Raw genomic sequence first — 23,034 nt, forward strand, 5'->3', positions numbered from 1 at the left:
CTAGAGCGCCGCGAGCAGCTCGCGCATCTCGTCGACCTCCGCCTGCTGCGTCTCGACGATCAACGCGGCGAGGGCCAGGGCGTCCGGATCGGATCCGTCCGCGAGCTGCTGCTCGGCCATGGCGATCGCGCCCTCGTGGTGCGCGATCATGCCCTCGAGGAAGAGCCGGGACGCCGTGGCGCCGTCGGCTGCCTCGAGCGCCGCGATCTCGTCGTCGCCCAGCATGCCGTCGTCGCCGTGGTCCATGCCCTCGTGCGCGTCGGCATCCGCGCCCCACGCCTCGAGCCATGCCTGCATCGTGGCGATCTCGGGCGCCTGCGCGTCGCGGATGCGACTCGCGAGCTCCGCGACCCGCGGGTCGAGGTCGGGCTTCGCGAGCACGATGTCGGCCATCTCCACGGCCTGCTCGTGGTGCGGGATCATCATGCTCGCGAACATGACGTCCGCCGACGAGGCGTGGGTGGTCGCCGTGGGGGAGGCGTGGCCGTCGTGGCCGGATCCGGCGTCCGAGGACGCGCAGCCGGCGAGGGCGAGGCCCGCGACCGCGAGGCCGGCGGCGATGGAGACGAGTCGGCGGGTCATGATGCTCCCTGCGAGGTGGTGGTCGGTCGGCGGTCGGCGAGCACGGCGTCGACGCTGCGGTCGGGGCGCAGGTCGAGCCTGCGCAGCAGCTGCGCGTTGGCGGCGACGACGATCGTGGAGACGGACATGAGGAGGGCGCCGACCGACATCGGCAGCACGACTCCGATCGGAGCGAGCACGCCCGCGGCCAGCGGCACCGAGAGCAGGTTGTAGCCAGCGGCCCACCAGAGGTTCTGCCGCATCTTCGCGGCGCCGGCCCGCGAGAGCTCGATCACCGACACGACCGAGCGCGGATCGGAGCCGGCGAGCACGACGCCGGCCGACGCGATCGCCACGTCGGTGCCCGCGCCGATGGCGATGCCGACGTCGGCGCGTGCGAGCGCGGGTGCGTCGTTGACGCCGTCGCCCACCATCGCGACGGTGCGACCGTCGGCCTGGAGCGCTGCGACGTGCTGCGCCTTGTCCTCGGGTCGCACGCCGGCGACGAACCGATCGATGCCGAGCGATGCCGCCACGCTGCGCGCGACGGGCTCGGCATCGCCCGTGAGCATCACGACCTCGACGCCGAGCGCATGCAGGGCGCGGATGGCGTCGGCCGACTCCGGACGGATCTCGTCGGCGAGGCGCAGCGCGCCGATCACCTGGTCGTCGCGCACGACGTGGAGCACGGTCGAGCCCTCGCGCGACCACGCGGACGCAGCATCCGTCGCAGCCAGGCCGTGCTCCTCGAGCATGCGCGGCCCGCCCACCCGCACGCGCGCGCCGGCGACGGTCGCGGCGACGCCGACCGCGGGGGAGGACGAGGCGTCGACCGCCTGCTCGCGACGCAGCCCGCGCTCGTCGGCGGCGCGCACGATCGCGCGCGCGAGCGGATGCTCGGAGTCGGCCTCCGCCGCGGCGGCGAGCGCGAGCACCGCGTCCGCCTCCGCATCGCCCACCCCCGTCGCGTCGAGCACCGCGGGCTCGCCGCGCGTGAGGGTGCCGGTCTTGTCGAGCACGACGACGTCGACGAGCCGCATGCGCTCGAGCGCGAGCCGATCGCGCACGAGCACGCCGCCGCGCGCGGCCCGCTCCGTCGAGATCGCGACGACGAGCGGGATGGCGAGGCCGAGCGCATGCGGGCACGCGATGACGAGCACCGTGACGGTGCGCACGACCGCATCCTCGGGCGTGCCGACGAGCAGCCATGCGGTCGCGGTGACGACCGCGGCGGCCAGCGCGAACCAGAAGAGCCAGCCCGCCGCGCGGTCGGCGAGGCGCTGCGCGCGGGAGGTCGACGACTGCGCCTCGGCGACGAGCCTCGCGATGCCGGCGAGCGCCGTGTCGTCACCGATCGCGGTCACCGCGATCCTGAGGCTCGAGTCCGTCGCGACCGTGCCCGCGGTCACCGCGTCGCCGACGCCGCGCTGCACGGAGCGGGACTCGCCCGTGACCATCGACTCGTCGATCGCGGCCGCACCGTCGACGACGCGGCCGTCGGCCGGCAGCGCCGCGCCCGGCCGCACGACGACGACGTCGCCGACGCGGAGCTCGGAGGGCGCGACGCGCTCCACGCCGTGCTCGGTGACGCGCTCGGCAGCGTCCGGCAGCAGGGCCGCGAGCGCGTCGAGCGCGGAGCTCGTCGCGGCGAGCGAGCGCATCTCGAGCCAGTGGCCGAGCAGCATGATCGTGACGAGCAGCGCGAGCTCCCACCAGAAGTCGAGGTGATGGGGAGCGAGGCCGAGCGTCGCCGCCCAGGAGGCGACGAACGCGACGGTGATCGCGAGCGCGACGAGCAGCATCATGCCCGGGCGGCGTGCGCGGACCTCGTCGACGGCGCCGCGCAGGAACGGCCACCCGTCCCAAGCGTACAGGATCGTGCCGAGCACCGGCGAGACCCACGATGCACCGGGCACGTCGGGCACCCGGTAGCCGACGATCGAGGCGACCATGCCCGACAGCGCGACGGTGGGCACCGTGAGCGCGAGGGCGATCCAGAACCGCGAGCGGAACTGCGCGGCGTGATCGCCGTGGCCGCCGTGGCCGCCGTGGCCGCCGTGGCCGCCGTGGCCGCCGTGGCCGCCGTGCTGGTGGCCGGCGTCGTGCTCGCTCGTGGCCGCACGGTCGTGCGACGCGACGTGGTGGGTCGTGTGCGCGTCGTGGTCCATGGTCCCTCCGGATCGCTCGACGATGGCGTGCGTCGAAGAATACCCCTAGGGGGTATCGAGGTCAACGGCGCGACGAGCGCGCAGGACGCATCCGACACGCGCGCCTGGCGAAGACGAACGCCGCGCATGCGGCTCGGGCTGCTCGTCGAAGCGGGATCCTCGTCGTCACGCTCAAGAACTCGCGATCTTTCCGCGCGCATCGGTGCATGGGACGCCGCCCGAGGCGCATGCTGGGGGAGCGGGCCGATGATCGTCGGCTCGCCTCATCCCGCCCCGATCCGCGACCCGGACGGCGAGCGGCCGCACGAGGGGAGCGTCCCATGGCCGAGCGCGACAGCGACATGCAGGCAGGGCAGGCGGGATGGCCGGACGAGCCCATCGAGGCGCCGTTCGGGCAGTGGCTCGGGCTCATCAACCACGGCGACTGACGACCGCACGCGCACGTTGCGCGATCAGTGGTCGACGAGCTCGATCTCCACGTCGCGGACGAGGCGGTCGACGACGAGGCCCTCGGCGTCGCGTACCGCGCGCTTGACGGGCAGCACGAACGCGCCGTCCGCGCCGCCGAAGATCGACGTGCGGAATCGCGTCGCGCCGATCCTCGCGTCGACCCGCACCGATGCGAAGCCGCCCATGCGGCCGACGACCTCGCGGATCTCGGCGCTCGCCTCGTCGGGCACGCGCACGAAGGTCCACAGCTCGCGCCGCGCAGCCCAGCGGAAGAGCGCCGCGTCGAAGACGTAGCGCATCGTCAGGGCTCCAGGTCGTCGAGGATCGTCGCGATGGGCGCCTCGCGCGCCGAACGCCAGCCCGTGCCCGCCCACAGGTGCAGGAGCGAGGCGTCGCCCGCGGTCGCGGCGGCGGCGCGCATGGGACGCGTGAGGTGGTGCAGCGCCGGGTAGCCGGAGGGGGCGTCGGCGTGCGCGGTCACGAACGGCGTGACGAGGGCGCGTGCGTAGCGACCCGTGAAGGCCCGCGTGAGCGCGGTGCGATCGACGCCGTCGCCCGCGAGCGCCGCGCGATACGTGGCGGACGTGCCGACCTCGTCGGCACGCAGCGCGGCGGTGCCGACGGCGACGGCGTCCGCGCCGGCCTCGAGCGCAGCGCGCGCATCCCCTCGCGAGGCGATGCCGCCCGCCGCGACGATCGGCAGCGTCGTGGCGGCGCGGACCTCGCCGACCAGCTGCGGCAGCGGAACGTCGGCGGGCACGACGTCCGGCGCCCACACGCCCGAGTGCCCGCCGGCGGCCGCAGCCTGCACGACGAGCGCGTCGACCCCGGCTCGCGCCGCGGCCGCGGCCTCGGCTGCCGTGGTGACCGTCTGCACGGTCACGACCCCGGCATCCCGGAGTCGGGCGAGGGATGCCGGATCGGGAAGCCCGAACGTGATGCTCACCACCGGCACGCGCTCGGCGAGAACGACGTCGACCTTGGCGTGCCAGTCGTCGTCGTCCTCCATGAGCGGCGGCATCGTCGCGTCCGGCAGGACGCGCCGCGCGTCGCCCGCGATCTCGCTCCAGTACGCGGCGTAGCGGTCGGGGGCGATGGCATGCGGATGCGGCGCGAACAGGTTGACGCCGAAGCGGGAGGCGCCCAGCGCGCGCGTCCGCCGGATGCGGTCGCGCAGCGTCGCCGCGTCGAGGTAGCCGGCGGCGAGCTGCGCGAACGCGCCGTGCCGCTCGGCGGCGGCGACGAGTCCGGGCGTCGTCGCGCCGCCCGCCATCGGCGCCACCGTGACGCGCCTGCCCCATCCCATCGCCTCGGGCAGGGGCGCGCGTGCCGTCGTCACGGCACCATCATGGCAAGCCATCCGGTGGTGGCGTCGCGGCGACGGCGCGGCGCGTCAGGCGCGCTCCACGGGCAGCCAGAGCTCGCACGTCGCCGTCCGGAAGTCCTCCGAGCGCTCGAGCACCGCCACGATCGACGGCCCCGGTCGCAGGCGCCACGGGTTCGACGGCAGCCACTCGGTGGCGGTCGCGGCCCAGGTCGTCTGGAGCGCCTCGGGATGCGGACCCGAGGTGCGGAACACGGCCCACTCGCCGCCCGGCACGTCGATGACGTCGAGGTCGGCCGGCGCGGCGGCGTCCGCGGGGATGGCGACGCCGTGCAGATAGGTGAGCTCCGTGCCCTCGCGTCCGTCGGGATCCACGTCGGCGCTCACCTGCAGGATGCCGGCCGGCTCGGCGGCACTCAGCGCGCGCAGGCGCGCATGCTCCTCGGCCGGCAGGGACTGCACGTGGGCGACGATGTGCGGGTTCGCGCCCTCGTGGATGAGCGGGACGCGTGCGGCGTGCCCGACGAGGCGGATGGGCGGGTGGTCGGCGATGCGGACGTCCATGGACGTGCTCCCTTCGACGGTCAGGCGGAACCTGACGAGCGGTTGCGGACGAAGGGGGCCGCCGTCGCGCCGCGCGTCGGCGGGTGCGACGCCGTGCACGGCGCGGAACGCGCGGGCGAAGGCCTCGGTGGAGCCGTAGCCGTGCCGCACGGCGACGTCGAGCAGGCTCGCGTCGCCGAGCACCTCGGCGGCTGCGAGCGTCATGCGCCGACGACGCACGTACTCGGACAGCGGCATGCCCGCGAGCGACGAGAACATGCGCCGCAGGTGGTAGCCGGTGGTGCCGGCCTCGCGCGCGAGCGCGTCGAGGTCGACGTCGTCGCCGATGCGATCCTCGACGAGGTCGACGATGCGGTTGAGCGTGGCGATCACGAGCGGCCTCCCTTCGTCGTCGATCGTCGCGCGGCCGATGGCCGACGCACCCGATCATGGCGGTTCGATGCGATCGGCGCGGGGTCGCGGGGTGGTCGCCCGTAGGGTCGCAGCGTGCCCGCGCTCGACCTGCCCACCGTGCTGCCGACGCCGGACGCGCGGCTCGAGTGGGTGCCGCGGCATCCGACCTCGGTGCGTCTGACCCTCGGTCGCGCGCAGCAGGGCGGCGCGGACCCGACGCAGCAGCGGGCCAGCGACGGCGCGATCTGGCGCACGATCCGCACGCCCGTCGGCGATGCCGTCGCGCGGTTCGACCACGTCGCGGATGCGGTGCGGTGCCTCGCCTGGGGCGACGGGGCGGCGCACGCGGTCGCGCAGGCGCCCGCGCTGCTCGGCGACCACGACGATCCCAGCGGCTTCGTGCCCGCGCATCCCTACCTCGCGGTCGCCCACCGCATGCATCCCGGCCTGCGCATCGCGGGCAGCGGCGACATGCTGCACGGCATGGTCGGAGCGATCCTCGAGCAGCGCGTCGAGGCGCTCGTCGCGTTCACGTCGTGGACGCGGCTCGTGCGCCGGCTCGGCGAGCCGGCCCCCGAGCCGGCGCCCGCGGGCATGCGCATGTTCCCCTCGGGCGCGGCGTGGCTGGGCGTCGAGCAGGGGGAGTGGCGCGCGTTCGACGTCGACCTCGGACGCGCGGCGGCGATCCGCTGGGCTGCGGCGCGCGAGCGCAGCCTGCAGCGGCTCGTCGAGGAGGGTCGCGCTCTCGCCGACGTCGATCGCGCGCTGCGATCGCTGCCGGGCATCGGGCCCTGGACGTCGGCCGAGGTGCGGCAGCGGGTGCTCGGCGATGCGGATGCCGTGTCGATCGGCGACTTCCATCTTGCGACGGTCGTCGGCCGCACGCTGGCGGGTCGCGCCTTCGACGACGCCGAGCTCGTCGCATTCCTCGAGCCATGGCGGGGTCATCGCTACCGTGTCGCGCGGCTCGTGTACGCCGGGGGCTTCGAGCGCGCGCCGCGTCGGGCGCCGCGCCGATCGCCCGGGCCGCAGCCGCGCGCCGCGCGTCCGGGGGCGGGAGGCTAGCGCAGCGCGGGTGCGGGCAGCGGCCGCGCGTCGCGCCACATCGCGACGGGATAGCCGCCGGGCGCGAGGCCGATGCTCGCTCGGGCGACGAAGCCGTGCCGCTCGTAGAGGCGCCTGCTCGCGGCCGTCGTCGCCTCGAGGTAGGCGTCGCCGTCGACGAGCGCCAGTCCGTGCTCGACGAGCGCACCGCCGATGCCGAGGCCGCGCGCGTGCTCGGCGACGGCGACGTCGGCGAGCATCCAGTGCGCTGCGTCGGGCCGTGCGGCGCGTCGGATGCGCTGCGCGCGCAGGGCGCCGGCGGCGTGCAGCGGCCCGACGGCGAACGCGTAGCGGGGCGCCTGGCGGAGCGCGGCGACGAGGTCGGGCGACGCCATCGGGGCGACCCAGGCGGCGACGCCGACGATCGCGCCGTCCACCTCCGCGACGTCGACGCGGCCGTGGGCGAAGGCGCCGAGCCGGAGCTCCGCCTCGTAGAGCGCCCGCATCCGGCGCAGGCGTCCGTGGCGGGCGCGCACGGCGCGCACGCCGACCGGGTCGTCGAGCAGCGCCTCCGCGACGAGCGCGGCGCAGCGACGGACCTCGCCGATCGATGCGGTGCGGATGCGCACGAGAAGCCTCCAAAGATGAGCCGGATTCAGGATAGCGCGTGCGGGCGGGGTCGCATGCCGCCACCGCTCCGCCGCGCGACGTCGAGCGCTACCGTGGGCGCGTGACCAGGCTCCGCGTCCACAACCTCGCCGTCTCGCTCGATGGGTTCGCGACCGGCGAGCGGCGCACCGTCGAGGCGCCCTTCGGGCATGCCGGTGGCCGCCTCATGCAGTGGTTCTTCCCGACCAGGACGTTCGTGACGGCGTCAGGGCACGAGTCGGAGGCTGAGGGATCCGGCACGGTGGGCGTCGACGACGCGCTCGCGGCGACGACGAACCTCGACATCGGCGCGGAGATCATGGGCCGAGGCAAGTTCGGTCCGCACGTCGGGCCGTGGCCGGACGAGGAGTGGCGCGGCTGGTGGGGTGACGAGCCGCCGTTCCGCACGCCCGTCGTCGTGCTGACGCATCACGAGCGGCCGGACCTCGTGCTGGGCGAGACGACGTTCCACTTCCGCGATCTGGCTCCGGCGGATGCGCTCGACCTCGCGCGCGAGCTCGCGGGCGGGTTGGACGTCCGTCTCGGCGGCGGACCGACGACCGTGCGGAGCTTCCTCGAGGCTGGTCTCGTCGACGAGATGCATCTCGTGCTGGTGCCGATCGTGCTGGGGCGCGGCGTGCGGCTCTGGGAGGGCCTGGAGGGCGTCGAGGAGCAGTTCGCGATCGAGTCGGTCGCCTCGCCCACCGGCGTCGTGCATCAGCGGTTCACGCGTCGTCGCTGATCGTCTGCGGCCTCCAGCGCGTGGCGAAGGCCAGGCGCACGAATGACAGGTGCTCGCGCAGCACGGCGACCGTGAGCTGCGCCTCGCCGAGGTCGACGCCGATGCCGATGGCGTGCTCGCCGTCCAGGCGGCGACCGGGCAGCAGGCGTCCGTCGACCTCGACCTCGACGGCGCTCAGGCCGGCGGCGGCGACGTCGGGCCGGTCCTGCCGGGGCTCGTGCGCGCCCGGCACACGATCGCGCACGACGTGCTGCAGGTGCTCGACGAGCGTGTCCCGGATCGGTCGGCGGTGCTCCGCAGGCATCCAGGTGGTGCGCACCGCCTCCCACAGCAGCGGCAGCCGGATGCGCTGACGCGCCTCGCGCAGCCACGGCGGGAGGGATCGGTCGTCGGACGACTCGAGCGCCGCCGCCGTCGCATCGTCGAGGATCGCGAGGTTGCGCGGGTCGCCGCGGTCGTCCGGATGCCGCCAGAGGGTCGAGGAGATCGACACCGCCATCCGCACGCGCTCGCCGGCGACGTCCGCCGACTCGATGCTCCAGAGGGAGACGTCCTCGAGCGTCGGCTGCTCGACGAACCCGAGCACGGGCAGGGGCATGCGTGCGAGCCGCGCCCGCTGCTCGCGCTCGGGCTCCCATGGCGGAGGAGGGACGAACCCGTTCGGCACGTGCATGCGTCGATCCTGCCGCGTCCCGCTGGACGGTGACCGGCGGGCCGCGCGTCCTGTCCGGCCCGGCGCAGGCGGTCCTGCCGTGCTCATGCTCGCCGTGTACCCAGGAGCGCGTCGTACGGGGGCGACCACCGACGAAGGAGCGATCATGGCCCGCACGCCCACCGAGATCGGCATCCAGCGCACGACGCTCGACGCCTCGGCGCTGGTCGTCGAGCGGACGACCGACGGATCGGGCCGACGCGGCGAGACCATGCCGGGCACGGGTCGACGCATCGCCGTCGGACTCGCCATGCTCGTCGGCGGCCTCGTCGCCGCCATGGCGGCGCTCGGCGTGCTCGGCGCGCGCGTCGGCGCCACGGCGGAGGCGGTGCGGGGGACCTCGCAGGACGCGACGGCCGCGTACTTCCTCGGCACGGCCGGCTCGGGCGCCGAGCTCGCGCTCGTGATCGGGCTCATGGCGCTCGCGCCCGTCGGGATCGTGCTCGCCGCGATCGGCTGCCGCCGCGTCACGGACGACGGCCCGTCGCTGCCCGCGGTGCACATCGCCAGCTCGCCGAACGGCATCATCGGCAGGCACGCCGAGCAGGTCCGCTGACCCGCGGCCGCCTCAGCCGTCGCGCCGGCGGCGGTGCGGCGTCTCCCACACGGTGTCGACGCCGCGCGGGATCGTCCGCCACCCCGTCCACGGAGCACGGTCGACGTCGCGCGCGGGCAGCGGCTTCTGCGGCGTCATCGCTCGCCTCTCGTGCGACGTCGACGTGCCGGTCGCCATCCATGCGCCGGGCAGCTGCTGCTCGACGAACGCGAGGGCGTTGTGCGAGGCCTCCTCGAACGTGCCCCAGTAGCCGACGAGTCGTCGACGCGAGCGGTCGTCCTCGCCCGTCACGACGCGCCAGAAGTCGTCGTCGCCGCCGATCGTGACCCGGCGGATCACCGCGTACGTGATGCGATGCACGACGACGATCCACTCGCTCGCGTGCACCCTCAGCTCGGGCACCGGGGACCTCCGCTCGCCCGTCGTTCGAACATGCGTTCGAACGTAGAGATGCATCGCGCGACGCGCCAAGCGGCGTCGCCGCAACGCGCCCGTCAGCGCGACGCCGGGTGCCGCGCGAGCAGCTTCGAGGCGACCATCATCGCGCCGCCGAGCACGGCGGGGATGCCGCCGCCGGGGTGCACGGACGCGCCGACCCGCCAGAGCCACGGCCTGCGGAGGTCATGGTGCCCGGGGCGATGCAGCGGGCCGCTCATCCACAGCGGATGCGTCGCGCCGTAGAGCGCGCCGTGCGGCTCGCCGACGGTGCCGAAGTGCCGCGGATCGAGCACGATGGGGTCGGTCATGGCGTCCGTGAGCGGCGCGTCGAGGCCCATCTCGGCGGAGATGCGCTCGATCTCGCGACGCACGAAGGGATGCTCCGGCCCGTAGGAGCGACCGTCGGCGGGGCTCGTGAGCAGGATCGCGAGCGTGGATCGGTCGTTCGGGTAGACCTCGCCGGCACGGTAGTGGTTCACGAACGCCATGGTCTCGGCGGGCTCGTCGCCGGCGGCGAGGCTGCGATGCAGCGCGGCAGGATCCCGCGGCAGCACGACGCTGTGCGCGGCGTACGACGCCGGCAGCGGCTCCCGCAGCACGCCGTAGAGCGCGACGGCCGAGCACGACAGGCGGCTCGCGGGCCTGGGGGTCGGGCGGTCGCCGCCGAGCAGCGCCTCCGCCCGATCCGCGTCGAGCGCGCTCACGACCACGTCGGCGGCGTGCACCGTCTCGGTCGTGCGCACGCGGCCGCGCTCCATGCGCACGACCGTCTCGCTCGTGCGCACCTCGACGCCCGCCGCCTCCGCGAGCCGGCGCAGCGCGAGGGCGATCTCGAACACGCCGCCGCGCGGCACCCAGACGCCCGAAGAGGCCATGATCGCCGGCATGCTCGCATACAGCGCAGGCGTGCGGTGCGGGGCGACGCCGGCGTTCAGCGTGTGGATGGCGATGATCTCGCGGAGGCCGTCGGGCAGCCAGGGCAGGCTGTCGAGGTAGGCGCGCGTGCTCAGCCTGGGGCCGTAGACGGCGAGCAGTCGCCGCAGCGCCGGCAGCGACCTGCGATCGAGGGGATCCGCGACGAGCAGCGCCGTGACGTCGTCGGCGAGCGGCGCGTGCAGCTCGCTGAACCGCTGCCAGGCCGCATCCCACGGGTGGCCTGCCTCGACCGGCAGCGTCGTGCTCTCGCCGTCGAGGTAGTAGCGCCCGACCTCCGGCAGTCGCAGCAGGTCGAGGGCCCCGACGTCGGCGATCGCGCGCGGTCCGGCGTCGAGCCGTCGCAGGAGTCGCTCCCAGACGGCGGGGAACGTGACGAGCGACGGGCCGGTGTCGATCCGCTGCCCGTCGAGCTCGATGCGTCGGCTCTTGCCGCCGACGGCGTCGTGCGCCTCCAGCAGAGTCACCGTGTGGCCCGCGTGGGCGAGCAGCGCGGAGACCGCGAGGCCGCCGAGCCCGGCGCCGACGACGACGATGCGGCTCACGGCCACGTCCCGAGCACGATCGCCGCGAGCACGAGGATGCTGGCGATGCCGCCCGCGACGTACGGGAACGCCACCGAGAGGCGGTAGAGGCGGTGCGCCGTGGCCGGCGTGGGTCGTCGCAGCAGCAGCAGCACGAGCGCGCCGGCGATGAGCAGGTTCACGACGGCGACCGGGATGCTCACGATCGCGAACAGCGCCGTCGACGCCGCCCACCACGCGGCGCTCCAGATCGCCGTGCCGCGCGGTCCGAGCAGCACGGCCGTCGTCGTGATGCCGGCCGCGCGATCCTCCTCGATGTCCTGCACCGCGTCGTAGGCGTGCTTCGCCACGCTCCACACGAGGAGCCCGGCGACCGCCGGCCACACCGGCGGCGCGCCGAGCGCCAGCGGCATGACGAGCAGCGGCAGGCCGTACGCGGCGTTGCTCAGCGAGTCGAGGAAGGGGCGCCGCTTGAAGTGCAGCGGGGGAGCGGAGTAGAAGACGAAGACGGCGGCGTAGAGCGCGATGACGACGATGGCGGCCGGTGGGAGCACGATGACGAACCACACGAGGAACGGCACGTTCGTCGCCACCACGCCCCAGACGATCGCGCGCACCTCCCGCGGCTCGATGCGCGCGCCCTCGATCGACCCCTTCCGCGGGTTCAGCGCGTCCGTGTCCTGGTCGAAGATGTCGTTCACGCCGTAGATCAGCAGGTTGAACGGCAGCGTGAGCCACAGCAGGATCGGGATCGCGGTCGGGTCGAGGAGCTCGCCCGTCAGCCACATCCCGAGCAGGCCGGTGCCGATCGTGTTGATCCACAGCACGGGGCGTGAGATGTGCACGAGTCGCCGCAGCGTCGACCACGCTCCGGCGCGATCGGCGACGGGCGTCATCGTGCCCTGCGCGGCGAGGATGCGCGGCGATCGTGGATGGCGGAGCTCCTCGGATGGTGCGGGACGACGGGGCGAGCGCCCGTCACGATCGTACCGCCGGAGCCTGCGCGACGCCGATGCTGGACCGCGCTGCGAACGTGCGGTACGGCGTCGGCGAGGCTTCGAGCATCCGCCGGGCGCGCCGTGACGTCAGCCGACGTCGTCGACGCGTGGATCCGCGTCGCGCGGCGCGAAGATCAGCGCTCCTGGCCGATCGCCGTGCGGTGCCATGACGAGCGTCGCGTCGATCGCGAACCCGGCATCGCGCATCCACCTCTCGACCCGCTCGGGGGGTCGTCGATGGGTGTCGACCGCGATCGGCCGACCCGTGTACCCCTGCGTGCTGCGCTGGACGTCGTCGCCGACATGGAACCCCACGAGCAGCGCACCCTGCGGACGCAGCACGCGCCGCAGCTCGGCTTCTCCCGCAGCTACATCCTCTCGGCCACCGACTGCGGGGCCGACGGCGAATGCCTCGGCAGCCGCATGGTCGAGCTCTTCTGGATCACGGGCGGGGGATCGAACCCGCTGCCTGCGGTCGCAACGATCGTGCTGGGCATCCTGCTCGGCCTGTTCGGCGCGATCCAGTTCGCCCTCATGCTCGGCCGCGTCGCGATCCTCATCCTGCTCGTGGGCGTGCTGCCGCTCGCCTCGAGCTTCACGAACACCGAGCTCGGCATGCAGTGGATGCGTCGCATCGTCGCGTGGACGCTCGCGTTCCTGCTCTACAAGCCCGTCGCCGCGCTGATCTTCGGCACCGCGATGCGGATGGTCGGCACCGACGTGTTCGGCGGCGAGGGCCTGCCCGAGCAGGTCACGCTCGCGATCCGCGTCGTGCTCGGCCTCATCATCTTCGGCCTGGGCGTCGTGGCGCTGCCCGCACTCATGCGGCTCATGATGCCTGCCGTGTCGCCGATCGTCGGCGGCAGTGCAGGCATGGGCCTGGCGGTCGCGGGCATGGCCGCGATCCCCGCGGGAGCCTCGGCCATCACCGAGCTCACCGGCAAGGGCGGACGCAGCGCGACGGTAGCGCCGCCCGGAGCGACGCCGTCGCCCTCCTCCGGCCAGGGCCCCTCCGGGGGCCTGCAGAGCGCCACGCGCTCGTCGACGACGTCGACCGCGGCCGCCGGCTCGGGCTCGGCTGGCGCAGGCGCTGGTGCCGCGGCAGGTGCCGGCGTCGGAGCCGCCGTGAAGGGCGGTGCCGCGATCGCCGGTGGCGCCGCGACGGCAGGCACGGCAACCGCCGTGCTCGCGGCCGCAGAGGTCGCGTCGAAGGTCGGCAAGGCCGGCGCCGACGGCGTACAGAAGATGGCGCGCGGCGCCACCGGCGACGAGGAGTGAGTGATGAACGAGACGGTTCGCGGCTACGGCAACTGGCGAAAGCCCTCGACGGCTGGCGTGTTCGGCCTCGGCCAGTCGGGCACGGTGCTGCTGTTCCTCGGAGCGTTCACGGTGATCGTCGTGATGATGTTCGCCCCGCTGTACGTCGCAGCATCGGTCGCGGCTGGCGTCGCGATCGTGCTGCTCCTGCTGCTGGTGCGCGACGCATCCGGCCAGAACCTCGCCACGCGTGGCCTGAACGGCCTGCTGTGGATGCGCACCGTCATGGAGGGAGCGAACGTGTACCGAGCATCGCCCATCGGCCGCGGCTCGAAGGACGGCAGCAACCGCCTGCCCGGCCTCGGCTCGACGACGGAGGTCACCGAGCACTACGACTCGTTCCGTCGACCGTTCGCCATGCTGCGCCTGCGCGCACGCGGGCAGTGGTCGTACACCGTCGTGATCGGCACCGAGCCTGACGGCGCCGCACTCGTCGACCAGGATCAGATCGACTCCTGGGTGGCGAAGTGGGGCCACTACCTCGCACGCCTCGGCCGCGAGCCCGGCCTCGAGGCCGCCTCGGTGACCGTCGAGACGGCGCCCGATCCGGGCACCCGTCTCACGACGCAGCTCGCCGCGGCTACCGACACGGACGCGCCCGCGTTCGCACTCGACGTGCTCGAGGAGGTCGCCGTGACGTACCCGGCGTCGTCGTCGACGGTGCGCGCGTACGTGGCGCTGACGTTCAAGGGCCGCACGCGCGGCCGCGAGCGTGACCACGACGCGGTCGCGCGGGATCTCGCCTCGCGCATCTACGGCCTCACGTCCGCGCTCGAGGCGACCGGCGCAGGCGCGTCGGCGCCGCTGTCGGCGTCGCAGCTCGCAGAGGTCGTGCGCGTGGCGTACAGCCCCACGGACGCGCTGCTGTTCGAGCAGGCGCGAGCGCAGGGCGATCGCAACGTGGCGACGTGGAGCGACGCCGGTCCGATGGCCGCCGATGCGCACTACTCCTGGTACCGCCACGACGAGGCGAAGAGCATCACCTGGTCGATGATCGGAGCCCCGGAGGGCATCGTGCAGGCCGACGTGCTCGCGCCGCTGCTTGCACCGCACCCCCGACATCCTCCGCAAGCGCGTGACGATGCTCTACCGGCCGAAGTCGCCGGCAGAGGCGGCGAAGATCGTCGATCGCGACGTCGCTGCAGCGTCGTTCCGCAACACGGCCAAGCGCGCCGAGTCGGCGCGCGCGTCGCGCGCGGTGCGCGCGGCGCAGGCGACTGCGCAAGAGGAGGCGCAGGGCGCCGGCCTGGTCAACTTCGGCACCCTCATCACGGCGACCGTGCTCGAGGAGACCGACCTGTCGGACGCCGCGGCGATGGTCGACGACCTCGCCGCGGAGGCGCGTCTGCGCATCCGCCGCATGTACGGCAGACAGGACTCCGGCTTCCTCGGCGCACTGCCCATCGGGCTCGTGCTGGCGAAGTTCATGGCCGCCCCGTCGCTCGAGGACGCGTGATGTTCGGACGCTCGAAGTCGAAGGCGAAGCCGCGCCCCACGCGTGAGCCGCAGCCCCTCGTCGACCCGGCCTTCGGCCTGGCCGGCAGGGGAGGCGGCCGCATGCGGCTCGTGCAGGCACCCACCGAGTACCGCGCGTCGACGATGCAGGCGTGCGGCCTGTGGCCGTTCGCCGTCGGCGCCGGCGCACCCATCGAGGGTGCCCCGTTGGGACACCACCTCTCGACCGGCGCCGCGGTGTGCGCGGACCCGATCTCGTGGTTCCGCGCGGGCATCATCCGCAACCCCTCGGCCGTCGTGCTGTCGAACCCCGGCGTCGGCAAGTCGACGACGGTCGCGCACCAGCTGATCGGGCTGTCGGCATTCGGCACGATCCCGCTCGTGCTGGGCGACACCCGCCCCGACTACGTCGAGACGGTTCGGGCGCTGGGCGGCCAGGTGATCTCCATCGGTCCCGGCCGCGGCAGCCTCAACGTGCTCGACCCCGGCGAAGCGCTCGAAGCGGCAAAGCGGCTGCAGGACGCGGGCAAGCACGCCGAGTACGAAGCCGTCATGGGCGATGCGCTCTCGCGCATCACGACGATGGTCAACGCGCTCATCACGATCCACCGCGCCGGCCCGGTCAACGAGGAGGAGACGATCGTCCTCGACCGGGCGATCCGGCTCCTGCTCGAGCGCGCGTCGTACGTGCCCCCGGTGCTCGGCGACCTGCTCGCGCTCGTGAAGGAGGCGCCCGAGCCGCTGCGCGCCGCGGTGCTCGCCCTCGATGAGGCCGACTACCGGATGCGCACGCGCGGGCTCGTGCTGAGCCTGTCGGGCCTCACGGGCGGCGGCACGCTCGGCAGCATGTTCTCGCGCCGCACGAGCGAGCCGATGCGCCGCGATCGTCCGGCCGTGTACGACCTCTCGGCCATTGCCGAGACCGACACGGACGTGCGCGCTGCAGCGCTCATGGCGTGCTGGTCGGCAGGCTTCGGCACCGTCTCGGTGGCGCAGGCGCTCGCCGACGCCGGCCTCGAGCGGCGTCGGCACTACGTCGTGGTCCTCGACGAGCTCTGGCAGGCGCTCCGCGTCGGCCACGGCATGGCGCAGCGCATCGACGTTCTCACGCGACTCAACCGGCGCGAGGGCATCGGCCAGATCATGATCTTCCACACCATGAAGGACCTCGACTCGCTTAGCAACGAGGAGGACCGCGCGATCGCGCGCGGCTTCGTCGAGCGCGCCGGCATGGTCATGTGCGGCGCTCTGCCGCGCTCGGAGATGGCGCGGCTGACGTCGGTCGTCGACTTCTCGCAGACCGAGCAGGATCTGCTCGTGTCGTGGAACGACGCTCCGCCGTGGACCCTCGACCAGTTCGGGGGAGAGGCCCCGCCGCCGCCTGGTCGCGGGCGCTTCCTCATCAAGGTCGGTGGCCGACCGGGCATCCCGATCGAGGTGAAGCTGACGTCGCACGAGCTACGCCTGGCCAACTCGAACCGTCGCTGGACCGAAGCATCCAGGATCGGTGCCCGATGAGCAGCACTCGGAAGTCGTCGCCCGGAGGCGACGCCGGGGGAGCGGTGCTCCTCATCCTCGTGCTCGGCGGGCTCGCCCTCTACGCCGCGGTGTGGGGTGTCATGGCGCTGTCGCACCAGGTCGACGGCACGGGCGCAGAGGTCCCCATCAACCCGATCGAGTTCGTCGCGGCCATCGCGACGGGCTCGCTGGCATGGGCGCCGTCGGCGCTCATGCTCGGCATCGCCGCCACGATCGTCGTCGCCGTCGTCGTGATCGGTGGCGCGTTCCTCATCGGCCGCGCACGCGGCAAGCGCTCGCGCGTCGACGCCGCAGCACGGCACATGGGCCACGGCCGCGACGTCGAGGGCCTGACGCGGCAGAACGCCGTGGCGATCGCTAAGCGGCTCGGCGTCGCAGGCTCGCCCGGCGTGGTCGTCGGCGAGTCCGTGGCCACGAAGGCCACGCTCTACGGCTCGTGGGAGGACCTGCACGTGACAATCGCCGGCCCTCGCACCGGCAAGACGACGTCGCTCGTCGTCCCGGCGGTCGTCGACGCACCGGGCACAGTCGTAACGACGTCGAACAAGCGCGACGTCGTCGACGCGACGCGCGACGTGCGCGCCATGCACGGCCAGGTGTGGGTGTTCGACCCGCAGGGTGTCGCCGAGGAGCCCGCGACGTGGTGGTGGGATCCGCTGTCGTACGTCACCGACGACGAGAAGGCGCGCACGCTCGCGACGCACTTCGCCACCGGCAGCCGCGACGCCGGCGCCAAGACGGATGCGTACTTCGACGGCGCCGGCCTCGACCTGCTCGCCGGTCTCCTGCTCGCCGCGGCCGTCGACCGCCGCCCGATCACCGACGTGTACCGATGGCTCACGCGCCCCACCGACGAGACAGCCGCGGATGTGCTGCGCGAGCCCTACCCCGTGATCGCCGACCAGCTGCTCGGGGCGATGCAATCGCCCGAGAAGCAGCGCGGCGGCATCTACGGCACCGCGCAGCAGATGGCCGCGTGCCTGACCAACTCGCGCATCCTCCCGTGGGTGACGCCGCCCGAGGGCGCCGACAAGTGGACTCGGGCCGCGTTCGACCCGCACACGTTCGTGCAGCACTCTGACACGCTCTATGCGCTCTCGAAGGAGGGCGCCGGCAACGCCGGCCCCCTCGTCACCGCGCTCACCGTCGCGGTGATCGAGGCGGCCGAAGAGCTCGCGAAGCGCTCGCCGAACGGCCGGCTCGTCGCGCCGATGCTCGGCGTGCTCGACGAGGCCGCGAACGTGTGCCGTTGGCGCGACCTGCCCTCGCTCTACTCGCACTACGGCTCGCGGGGCATCATCCTCATGACGGTGCTGCAGTCGTGGTCGCAGGGCGTCGACGTCTGGACCGAGTCGGGCATGCGCAAGCTGTGGTCGGCTGCGAACGTCGCCACCTACCTCGGCGGCGTGAAGGAGACGGGCTTCCTCGAGGACCTCTCCAAACTCGTCGGCTCCTACGACCGCGTCACCTCGTCGGTGACGTCGGGCCAGCGCACGTCGGTGTCCAGGTCGCTGCAGCGCGACCGCATCCTCGACGTCGACGAGCTCGCAGCCCTCCCCAAGGGCCGTGCGATCGTGCTCGCGTCCGGCTCGCGCGCGACGCTCGTGCGCACCCTGCCGTGGATGGCAGGGCGGCACGCCGACGCGATCCGCGCGTCGATCCAGGCACACGACCCGCACAGCGCATCGACGCTCGAGGACGCGTACGTGAGCCTCGCGAGCGTGCAGACGGCTGAGAAGGTGGAGGAGGCAGCATGAGCGACGACGTCGACGCGAACCTCGCGACGGGCGAGGTCGGCGAGGATGCGGCGCCGGAGGTGCCGAGTCTCGTCTACGGCAACTGCGTCGAGTTCTCCGACGCATTCCTGCGCCGCATCTACGTGCGCACCATTAACGGCCGCGACACCCACTGGTCGGCCCGCTGGTGGGAGAGCGCCGAAGCCATCTACCGGATCGACGCGCTCTGGCGCGCATGGGAAGCACTGCGACTCGACGCCGCGTTCGGCGCCTCGACCTGGCTACGCGACCACATGGACTACCACATGGGGATACTGACGTCGTCCGGCTGACCATTCGCCCACGACGACACCCGGCATAGCGCGAAGGATGGCCCGATCCCGCACGAGGCGCCGCCGGAGGGCATGTTTCCTGACGAGCGATTGTAAGCGGAGCGCTGGCTCGACGACCGAGCGTTGGTTGCACCAGCAGCCGCTCGGTCTCTCCGGTGCGAGCGGGCCTGGTACCGGCCCGCTCGCACCGGCTCAGCAGTTGGCGAAGTTCAGCGTGTAATACGTGAGGCCGTTGCTGGAGGTGGCGGCGCCGACGCCGATGTGGGTCGCATTGCCAAGGATGTTTGCGCGGTGTGGCGGGGAGTCCATCCAGGGTCCGACGGGGGAAGCGTTGCCCATGGCGGATGCGACGTTCTCGGTCGCGCCGCCGCAGCCGACCGCTCCAACCTCGGATGCGAACGACGGATTGTGATACATCCTGGCGGACTGCGCTTGGCTGACGGACCATCGCTGTGCGACGCCTGTTACGCCGTCGTGCGCAGTGAACGGCGGCAGTCCGGCGGCTGCGCGTTGCGCGTTGAGGTCGGCGAGGATGGCTCCGGGCGAGACACCGCCGGCGACGGGTGCGAGCGCCCCGGTCGCAGCTTGTTGGGGCTGTGGCGGCGCCGGTGCAGTTCCACCGGTCGGCGCGGCGGTCGGTGCTGGAGCGGGTTCGGGAGCGGGTGCTGGTTCTGGTTCGGGTTCGATCCAGACCGTCAGCTCGTCTCGGTCGACGGTCTCGGGCGAGCTGCCGTCGACACCGACGCTCGCGTCGATGCTGGTGGTTTCGAGTGCGGCGGGTTCGTTCGCCCAGGCTGGGGCGATCTGCCAGGGCGCGCTCGTGCCAAGCACGAGGACGACGGTCGCGGCGGCTGCCGGGACGGCGAACAGGGGTGAGGTCTTGATTCTCATGATGAGCGACGCGGGAGCGTCGGTGCAGCGCTGAGTCGCCGATGGGTCGGCTCAGCGCTGCACCGCAGCTCGTGCCTCCCTAGGTACCGGGTGGTGGCGTCGCGTCCGCGGCGCACCACGTCGTGAGGTCCTAGAGAGCGGTCAGCAGCTCCTGCATCTCCTCGATCTCGGCCTGCTGGGTGTCGACGATCGTCTGCGCGAGCTCGACGGCGTCGGGGTTCTGGCCGTTGTCGACCTCGTCCTGAGCCATGTCGATCGCGCCCTCGTGGTGCTGGATCATCTGCTCGAGGAACAGGCGGGAGGCGTCGACGCCGGTGGCGTCTTCGAGCTCGGCCATGTCCTCCTCGCTCATCATCCCGTCCTCGCCGTGATCCATGCCCTCGTGGACGGACGCGTCGACGCCCCAGTCCTCGAGCCAGGCGTTCATGGTGTCGATTTCGGGACCCTGGGCGTCCATGATGCGCTGAGCGAGATCGGCGACGTCGGCAGGGACGTCGTCCTTGGCGAGCAGCATCTCCGACATCTCGACGGCCTGCTCGTGATGGGGGATCATCATCGATGCGAACATGGCGTCCGCATCGTTGAAGTCGGCGTTCGAAGACTCAGCCGGGGCGCTGGAGCCGTGGTCCATACCCTCCATGGAGGAGGAGCCCTGCGAGCAACCAGCGAGGGCGATGACGGCCGCTGCTGCGGCCGCTGCAAGTGCGAGCTTGCGCGTCATTGTGTGTTCCTTTGCGTCTACGAATGGGGTGCCCGAGTGGGCGTGATGTGGTGCGGAGGTCTGCTCCGCACGCATCACGTACGGATCACCGAGAGTTCGTAGAGCGAGGGGAGCGGGAAGGTGCCGCGGACTGTCGGCGCGCGCGTCGCCGTCCAGGAGTGCACGAGTACGGCGTTCAGCCAGGAGGTGGTCGCGCGTGGCAGGAGGAGCAGCGTGGCGAGGAGCGCGAGGACGCAGGCTGCAGCAGCGTCGTGCCCGGCGCCTCCCGCTTCGTTGCAGTCGTCGCAAGGTACGGCGGGCGAGGCGGCGTGATCGTGCGTGCTGCTCGAAGCGATCGGGGGCTCAGCCTCGTGCTGCGCGTCGATGGCGTGGCCGCTGACTGCGTGCTGCGGACCGCCACCGTGGAGATTGAGCGCGTGCATCCCGAGCAGGCCGCCGATGATGGCGACAGCGACCGCCAACCACAGCAACAGGCGTGGGTGGAGGGTCGCTCGCAGCGGGCGCATGGGTTCAGCGCACCAGCCGTGCGATGGCTTGTGAGACTTCGGCGATGCGTGCCTCGGCGACGTCTCCGCCCTCTGCTGCCGCGTCGGCGACGCAGTGGCGCAGGTGATCGTCAACGAGCCCGATGGCGACGGACTGCAGCGCGCTGGTGAGTGCGCTGATCTGCGTGAGGATGTCGATGCAGTACTGCTCTTCGTCGATCATCCGGGAGATGCCGCGAGCCTGACCCTCGAGGCGCTTCATGCGCCGCAGGTACCGGTCCTTGTCGGAGATGTACCCGTGCTCGTGGTGCTCGGTGGTGGTCGTCATGCGTGCTGCTCCGTCTTCGAGTGTGCCAGAGCGGCCGTGGCGCTGCGATCTGGGCGCAAGTCGAGGCGGCGCAGCAGCTGCGCGTTCAGTGCGACGACGATGGTCGAGACCGACATGAGGATCGCGCCGATCGACATCGGCAGGATGAAGCCGACGGGGGCGAGGATGCCGGCGGCGAGCGGGACGGACAGCAGGTTGTAGCCGGCTGCCCACCAGAGGTTCTGCTGCATCTTGCGGTAGCTCGCTCGCGACAGTTCGATGACGGACAGCACCGAGCGGGGGTCGTCGCTGGCGAGGATGACGCCGGCGCTGGCGATCGCGACGTCGGTGCCGGCGCCGATTGCGATGCCGACGTCGGCCTGCGCGAGCGCGGGGGCGTCGTTGACGCCATCGCCGACCATCGCCACCGACAGCCCCTCGCGCTGCAGCTCTGCGACCTTGGCGGCCTTGTCCTCGGGTCGCACTCCGGCGAAGAAACGGTCGATGCCGAGTTCGGTGGCGACGGAGCGGGCGACCGCCTCGGCGTCGCCGGTGATCATCACGACCTGCACGCCTGCAGCATGCAGCGCGTCTACGGCGTCGCGCGACTCCTGTCGGATCTCGTCGGCCAGGCGCAGCCCGCCGATCACGGCGCCGTCCACGATGACGTGCAGGATGATCGCCCCTTCGCTGCGCCACAGCTCGGCGGCGTCGACCTCGTCGACGCCTTCCTCGTCGAGCAGACGCGGGCCGCCGACACGGACGGTGGCGCCGTCGACGGTGGCGGTGACGCCGACGGCGGGGGAGGAGCTCGTGCTCGTGGCACGAGCCGGGGAGAGACTGCGGCGGCGGGCGGCGTCGACGATCGCGCGGGCGAGCGGATGCTCGCTGTCGGCCTCGGCGGCGGCGGCGAGCGCAAGCACGTCATCCTCCGAGCGTCCGGCGACCGGGTAAACGGCGGTGACGGTCGGCTCGCCCTTGGTGAGAGTGCCGGTCTTGTCGAACAGCACGGCGTCGACCGTGCGCATCCGCTCGAGCGCGAGACGATCCTTCACGAGCACGCCGCCGCGGGCGGCGCGTTCGGTGGCGATCGACACAACGAGCGGGATCGCGAGGCCGAGCGCGTGGGGGCAGGCGATGACAAGGACGGTGATGGTGCGGATGACGGCCTGGTCCGGCGATCCCACAAGCGTCCACACGCTCGCGGTGATGACGCCGGCGCCGAGCGCGAACCAGAACAGGAGCGCGGCTGCCTTGTCTGCGATGCGCTGCGCGCGGGATGACGACGACTGCGCCTCGGTTACGAGGCGTTGGATGCCGGCGAGCGCGGTGTCGTCGCCGACGGCGGTGATCTCCACGCGCAGGTTGGAGTCGGTCGCGACGGTGCCGGCGGTGACGGCGTCGCCGGTCGAGCGGGTCACGGTTCGCGACTCGCCGGTGACCATCGACTCGTCGACGGCGGCCGTGCCGTCGACGATCGTGCCGTCGGCGGGGATGCTGGCGCCGGGGCGGACGATGACGAGATCGCCGACGCGCAGGTCACCCGGGGCGACGGTGACGATGTCGTCGCCCTCGATGCGCTCGGCTTCGTCGGGCAGCAGCGCGGCGAGGGAGTCGAGTGCAGAGGTCGTCTGCGCGAGGGAACGCATCTCGATCCAGTGGCCGAGCAGCATGATGACCACTAGCAGCGCGAGCTCCCACCAGAAGTCGAGGTGGTGGTCGACGACGCCGAGGCTGGCCAGCCAGGAGGCGACGAAGGCGACGGTGATCGCCAGCGCCACCAGCAGCATCATCCCCGGCTGCTTCGCGCGCAGCTCGGAGAGCGCGCCCGTGAGGAACGGCCAGCCGCCCCACAGGTACATGACGGTGCCGAGGACTGGCGAGACCCACTGGACGAGCGGGATGTCGGGCAGGGCATAGCCCAGCAGCATTGAGAACATGCTCGACAGCGCCACCGTCGGCACAGCCAGCGCGAGCATGATCCAGAACAGGCGACGGAACTGCGCCACATGCCCGCCATGACCGCTGTGGCCGCCGTGCCCGGCGTGCTGGTCGGGCGTGTGGTGATGCGCCTCAACGCTCGAGGCGGCGTCCGCAGATGATGCGTCGTGCGCGCGCGCGCGGTGCGCGTGCTCGTCGTGGCCGTGGTGGCCGGCGTGCTCGTGCTGGGCGTTGCTCATGGCGGCTCCTCGGGTG

Annotated in this window: 23 protein-coding genes and 1 pseudogene; 9 read left to right on the plus strand and 15 right to left on the minus strand. The window is 72.8% G+C overall.

The window, feature by feature from the left end; genetic code table 11:
• From C1N71_RS06615 to C1N71_RS06635, 5 genes are all read right to left on the minus strand, one after another.
• The gene (locus C1N71_RS06615; protein ID WP_137755677.1) at window positions 1–582 is read right to left on the minus strand and encodes a DUF305 domain-containing protein; all 582 of its coding nucleotides are present in this window, start codon (window positions 580–582) and stop codon (window positions 1–3) included.
• The gene (locus tag C1N71_RS06620) at window positions 579–2,729 is read right to left on the minus strand and encodes a heavy metal translocating P-type ATPase (protein WP_137755678.1); all 2,151 of its coding nucleotides are present in this window, start codon (window positions 2,727–2,729) and stop codon (window positions 579–581) included. Before C1N71_RS06620 ends, C1N71_RS06615 begins: the two co-directional genes overlap by 4 nt.
• A 452-nt stretch (window positions 2,730–3,181) precedes the next feature.
• Window positions 3,182–3,478, minus strand: a complete 297-nt coding sequence (locus tag C1N71_RS06625; protein ID WP_137755679.1) for a DUF1905 domain-containing protein — start codon at window positions 3,476–3,478, stop codon at window positions 3,182–3,184.
• Window positions 3,479–3,480: 2 nt separating this feature from the next.
• The gene (locus C1N71_RS06630; RefSeq protein WP_254678127.1) at window positions 3,481–4,518 is read right to left on the minus strand and encodes a nitronate monooxygenase; all 1,038 of its coding nucleotides are present in this window, start codon (window positions 4,516–4,518) and stop codon (window positions 3,481–3,483) included.
• A 54-nt stretch (window positions 4,519–4,572) separates the two neighbouring features.
• Window positions 4,573–5,439, minus strand: coding sequence for an AraC family transcriptional regulator (locus tag C1N71_RS06635; protein ID WP_137755680.1), 867 nt, complete (start codon window positions 5,437–5,439; stop codon window positions 4,573–4,575).
• Window positions 5,440–5,553: 114 nt separating this feature from the next.
• On the opposite strand from C1N71_RS06635, the gene C1N71_RS06640 reads away from it, so the two are divergent.
• On the plus strand, window positions 5,554–6,525 hold the full coding sequence (locus C1N71_RS06640) for a DNA-3-methyladenine glycosylase family protein (RefSeq protein ID WP_217496044.1): 972 nt from the start codon (window positions 5,554–5,556) through the stop codon (window positions 6,523–6,525).
• On the opposite strand, the gene C1N71_RS06645 is transcribed toward C1N71_RS06640, so the two are convergent.
• Complete coding sequence (locus C1N71_RS06645) at window positions 6,522–7,133, minus strand: GNAT family N-acetyltransferase (protein WP_137755681.1); 612 nt, start codon at window positions 7,131–7,133, stop codon at window positions 6,522–6,524. The two genes, C1N71_RS06640 and C1N71_RS06645, sit on opposite strands and share 4 nt — an antisense overlap.
• 101 nt (window positions 7,134–7,234) lie before the next feature.
• Between C1N71_RS06645 and C1N71_RS06650 the strand changes: the two genes are divergently transcribed.
• Window positions 7,235–7,894: a dihydrofolate reductase family protein gene (locus C1N71_RS06650; RefSeq protein WP_137755682.1), complete on the plus strand. Its 660-nt coding sequence runs from the start codon at window positions 7,235–7,237 to the stop codon at window positions 7,892–7,894.
• Here C1N71_RS06650 and C1N71_RS06655 read toward each other — a convergent pair.
• Window positions 7,878–8,567: a hypothetical protein gene (locus C1N71_RS06655; RefSeq protein WP_137755683.1), complete on the minus strand. Its 690-nt coding sequence runs from the start codon at window positions 8,565–8,567 to the stop codon at window positions 7,878–7,880. The two genes, C1N71_RS06650 and C1N71_RS06655, sit on opposite strands and share 17 nt — an antisense overlap.
• Before the next feature lie 145 nt (window positions 8,568–8,712).
• Here C1N71_RS06655 and C1N71_RS06660 point away from each other — a divergent pair, with 145 nt between their 5' ends.
• On the plus strand, window positions 8,713–9,162 hold the full coding sequence (locus C1N71_RS06660; protein ID WP_137755684.1) for a hypothetical protein: 450 nt from the start codon (window positions 8,713–8,715) through the stop codon (window positions 9,160–9,162).
• A 12-nt stretch (window positions 9,163–9,174) separates the two neighbouring features.
• On the opposite strand, the gene C1N71_RS06665 is transcribed toward C1N71_RS06660, so the two are convergent.
• The 3 genes from C1N71_RS06665 to C1N71_RS06675 all read right to left on the minus strand — a co-directional run bounded on the left by C1N71_RS06665 (window position 9,175) and on the right by C1N71_RS06675 (window position 11,953).
• A complete protein-coding gene (locus C1N71_RS06665; protein ID WP_137755685.1) occupies window positions 9,175–9,564 on the minus strand; it encodes a hypothetical protein in 390 nt (129 codons plus the stop codon).
• Window positions 9,565–9,656: 92 nt separating this feature from the next.
• A complete protein-coding gene (locus C1N71_RS06670; RefSeq protein WP_137755686.1) occupies window positions 9,657–11,078 on the minus strand; it encodes a phytoene desaturase family protein in 1,422 nt (473 codons plus the stop codon).
• Window positions 11,075–11,953 carry a UbiA family prenyltransferase gene (locus C1N71_RS06675; RefSeq protein ID WP_137755687.1) on the minus strand — a complete coding sequence of 293 codons (879 nt, stop codon included), beginning with the start codon at window positions 11,951–11,953 and terminating at the stop codon, window positions 11,075–11,077. Before C1N71_RS06675 ends, C1N71_RS06670 begins: the two co-directional genes overlap by 4 nt.
• A 405-nt stretch (window positions 11,954–12,358) precedes the next feature.
• On the opposite strand from C1N71_RS06675, the gene C1N71_RS06680 reads away from it, so the two are divergent.
• From C1N71_RS06680 to C1N71_RS06700, 6 genes and pseudogenes are all read left to right on the plus strand, one after another.
• The gene (locus tag C1N71_RS06680; protein ID WP_137755688.1) at window positions 12,359–13,333 is read left to right on the plus strand and encodes a hypothetical protein; all 975 of its coding nucleotides are present in this window, start codon (window positions 12,359–12,361) and stop codon (window positions 13,331–13,333) included.
• Between the two features lie 3 nt (window positions 13,334–13,336).
• Window positions 13,337–14,350, plus strand: a pseudogene (locus C1N71_RS15495) (SCO6880 family protein); the annotation flags it as partial.
• Window positions 14,351–14,414: 64 nt separating this feature from the next.
• Entirely contained in the window at window positions 14,415–14,828 is a 414-nt protein-coding gene (locus tag C1N71_RS15305; protein ID WP_254678129.1) for an SCO6880 family protein, read from the plus strand.
• On the plus strand, window positions 14,828–16,345 hold the full coding sequence (locus C1N71_RS06690; protein ID WP_137755689.1) for an ATP/GTP-binding protein: 1,518 nt from the start codon (window positions 14,828–14,830) through the stop codon (window positions 16,343–16,345). The genes C1N71_RS15305 and C1N71_RS06690 overlap by 1 nt, the downstream gene beginning before the upstream one ends.
• Window positions 16,342–18,123, plus strand: a complete 1,782-nt coding sequence (locus C1N71_RS06695) for a type IV secretory system conjugative DNA transfer family protein (protein ID WP_137755690.1) — start codon at window positions 16,342–16,344, stop codon at window positions 18,121–18,123. The genes C1N71_RS06690 and C1N71_RS06695 overlap by 4 nt, the downstream gene beginning before the upstream one ends.
• Window positions 18,120–18,434, plus strand: a complete 315-nt coding sequence (locus tag C1N71_RS06700) for a DUF4913 domain-containing protein (RefSeq protein ID WP_217496045.1) — start codon at window positions 18,120–18,122, stop codon at window positions 18,432–18,434. The genes C1N71_RS06695 and C1N71_RS06700 overlap by 4 nt, the downstream gene beginning before the upstream one ends.
• 192 nt (window positions 18,435–18,626) lie before the next feature.
• Here C1N71_RS06700 and C1N71_RS06705 read toward each other — a convergent pair whose 3' ends face one another.
• The 5 genes from C1N71_RS06705 to C1N71_RS06725 form a co-directional block, all read right to left on the minus strand.
• Window positions 18,627–19,325, minus strand: coding sequence for a CAP domain-containing protein (locus C1N71_RS06705; protein WP_137755691.1), 699 nt, complete (start codon window positions 19,323–19,325; stop codon window positions 18,627–18,629).
• A 130-nt stretch (window positions 19,326–19,455) separates the two neighbouring features.
• Entirely contained in the window at window positions 19,456–20,046 is a 591-nt protein-coding gene (locus C1N71_RS06710) for a DUF305 domain-containing protein (protein ID WP_175414271.1), read from the minus strand.
• A gap of 74 nt (window positions 20,047–20,120) precedes the next feature.
• Window positions 20,121–20,552: a DUF6153 family protein gene (locus C1N71_RS06715; protein WP_137755692.1), complete on the minus strand. Its 432-nt coding sequence runs from the start codon at window positions 20,550–20,552 to the stop codon at window positions 20,121–20,123.
• Between the two features lie 4 nt (window positions 20,553–20,556).
• Entirely contained in the window at window positions 20,557–20,859 is a 303-nt protein-coding gene (locus C1N71_RS06720) for a metal-sensitive transcriptional regulator (RefSeq protein ID WP_137755693.1), read from the minus strand.
• Entirely contained in the window at window positions 20,856–23,018 is a 2,163-nt protein-coding gene (locus C1N71_RS06725) for a heavy metal translocating P-type ATPase (protein ID WP_137755694.1), read from the minus strand. Before C1N71_RS06725 ends, C1N71_RS06720 begins: the two co-directional genes overlap by 4 nt.
• Window positions 23,019–23,034: the final 16 nt, after the last annotated feature.

Source organism: Agrococcus sp. SGAir0287, assembly GCF_005484985.1.
GTDB lineage: Bacteria > Actinomycetota > Actinomycetes > Actinomycetales > Microbacteriaceae > Agrococcus.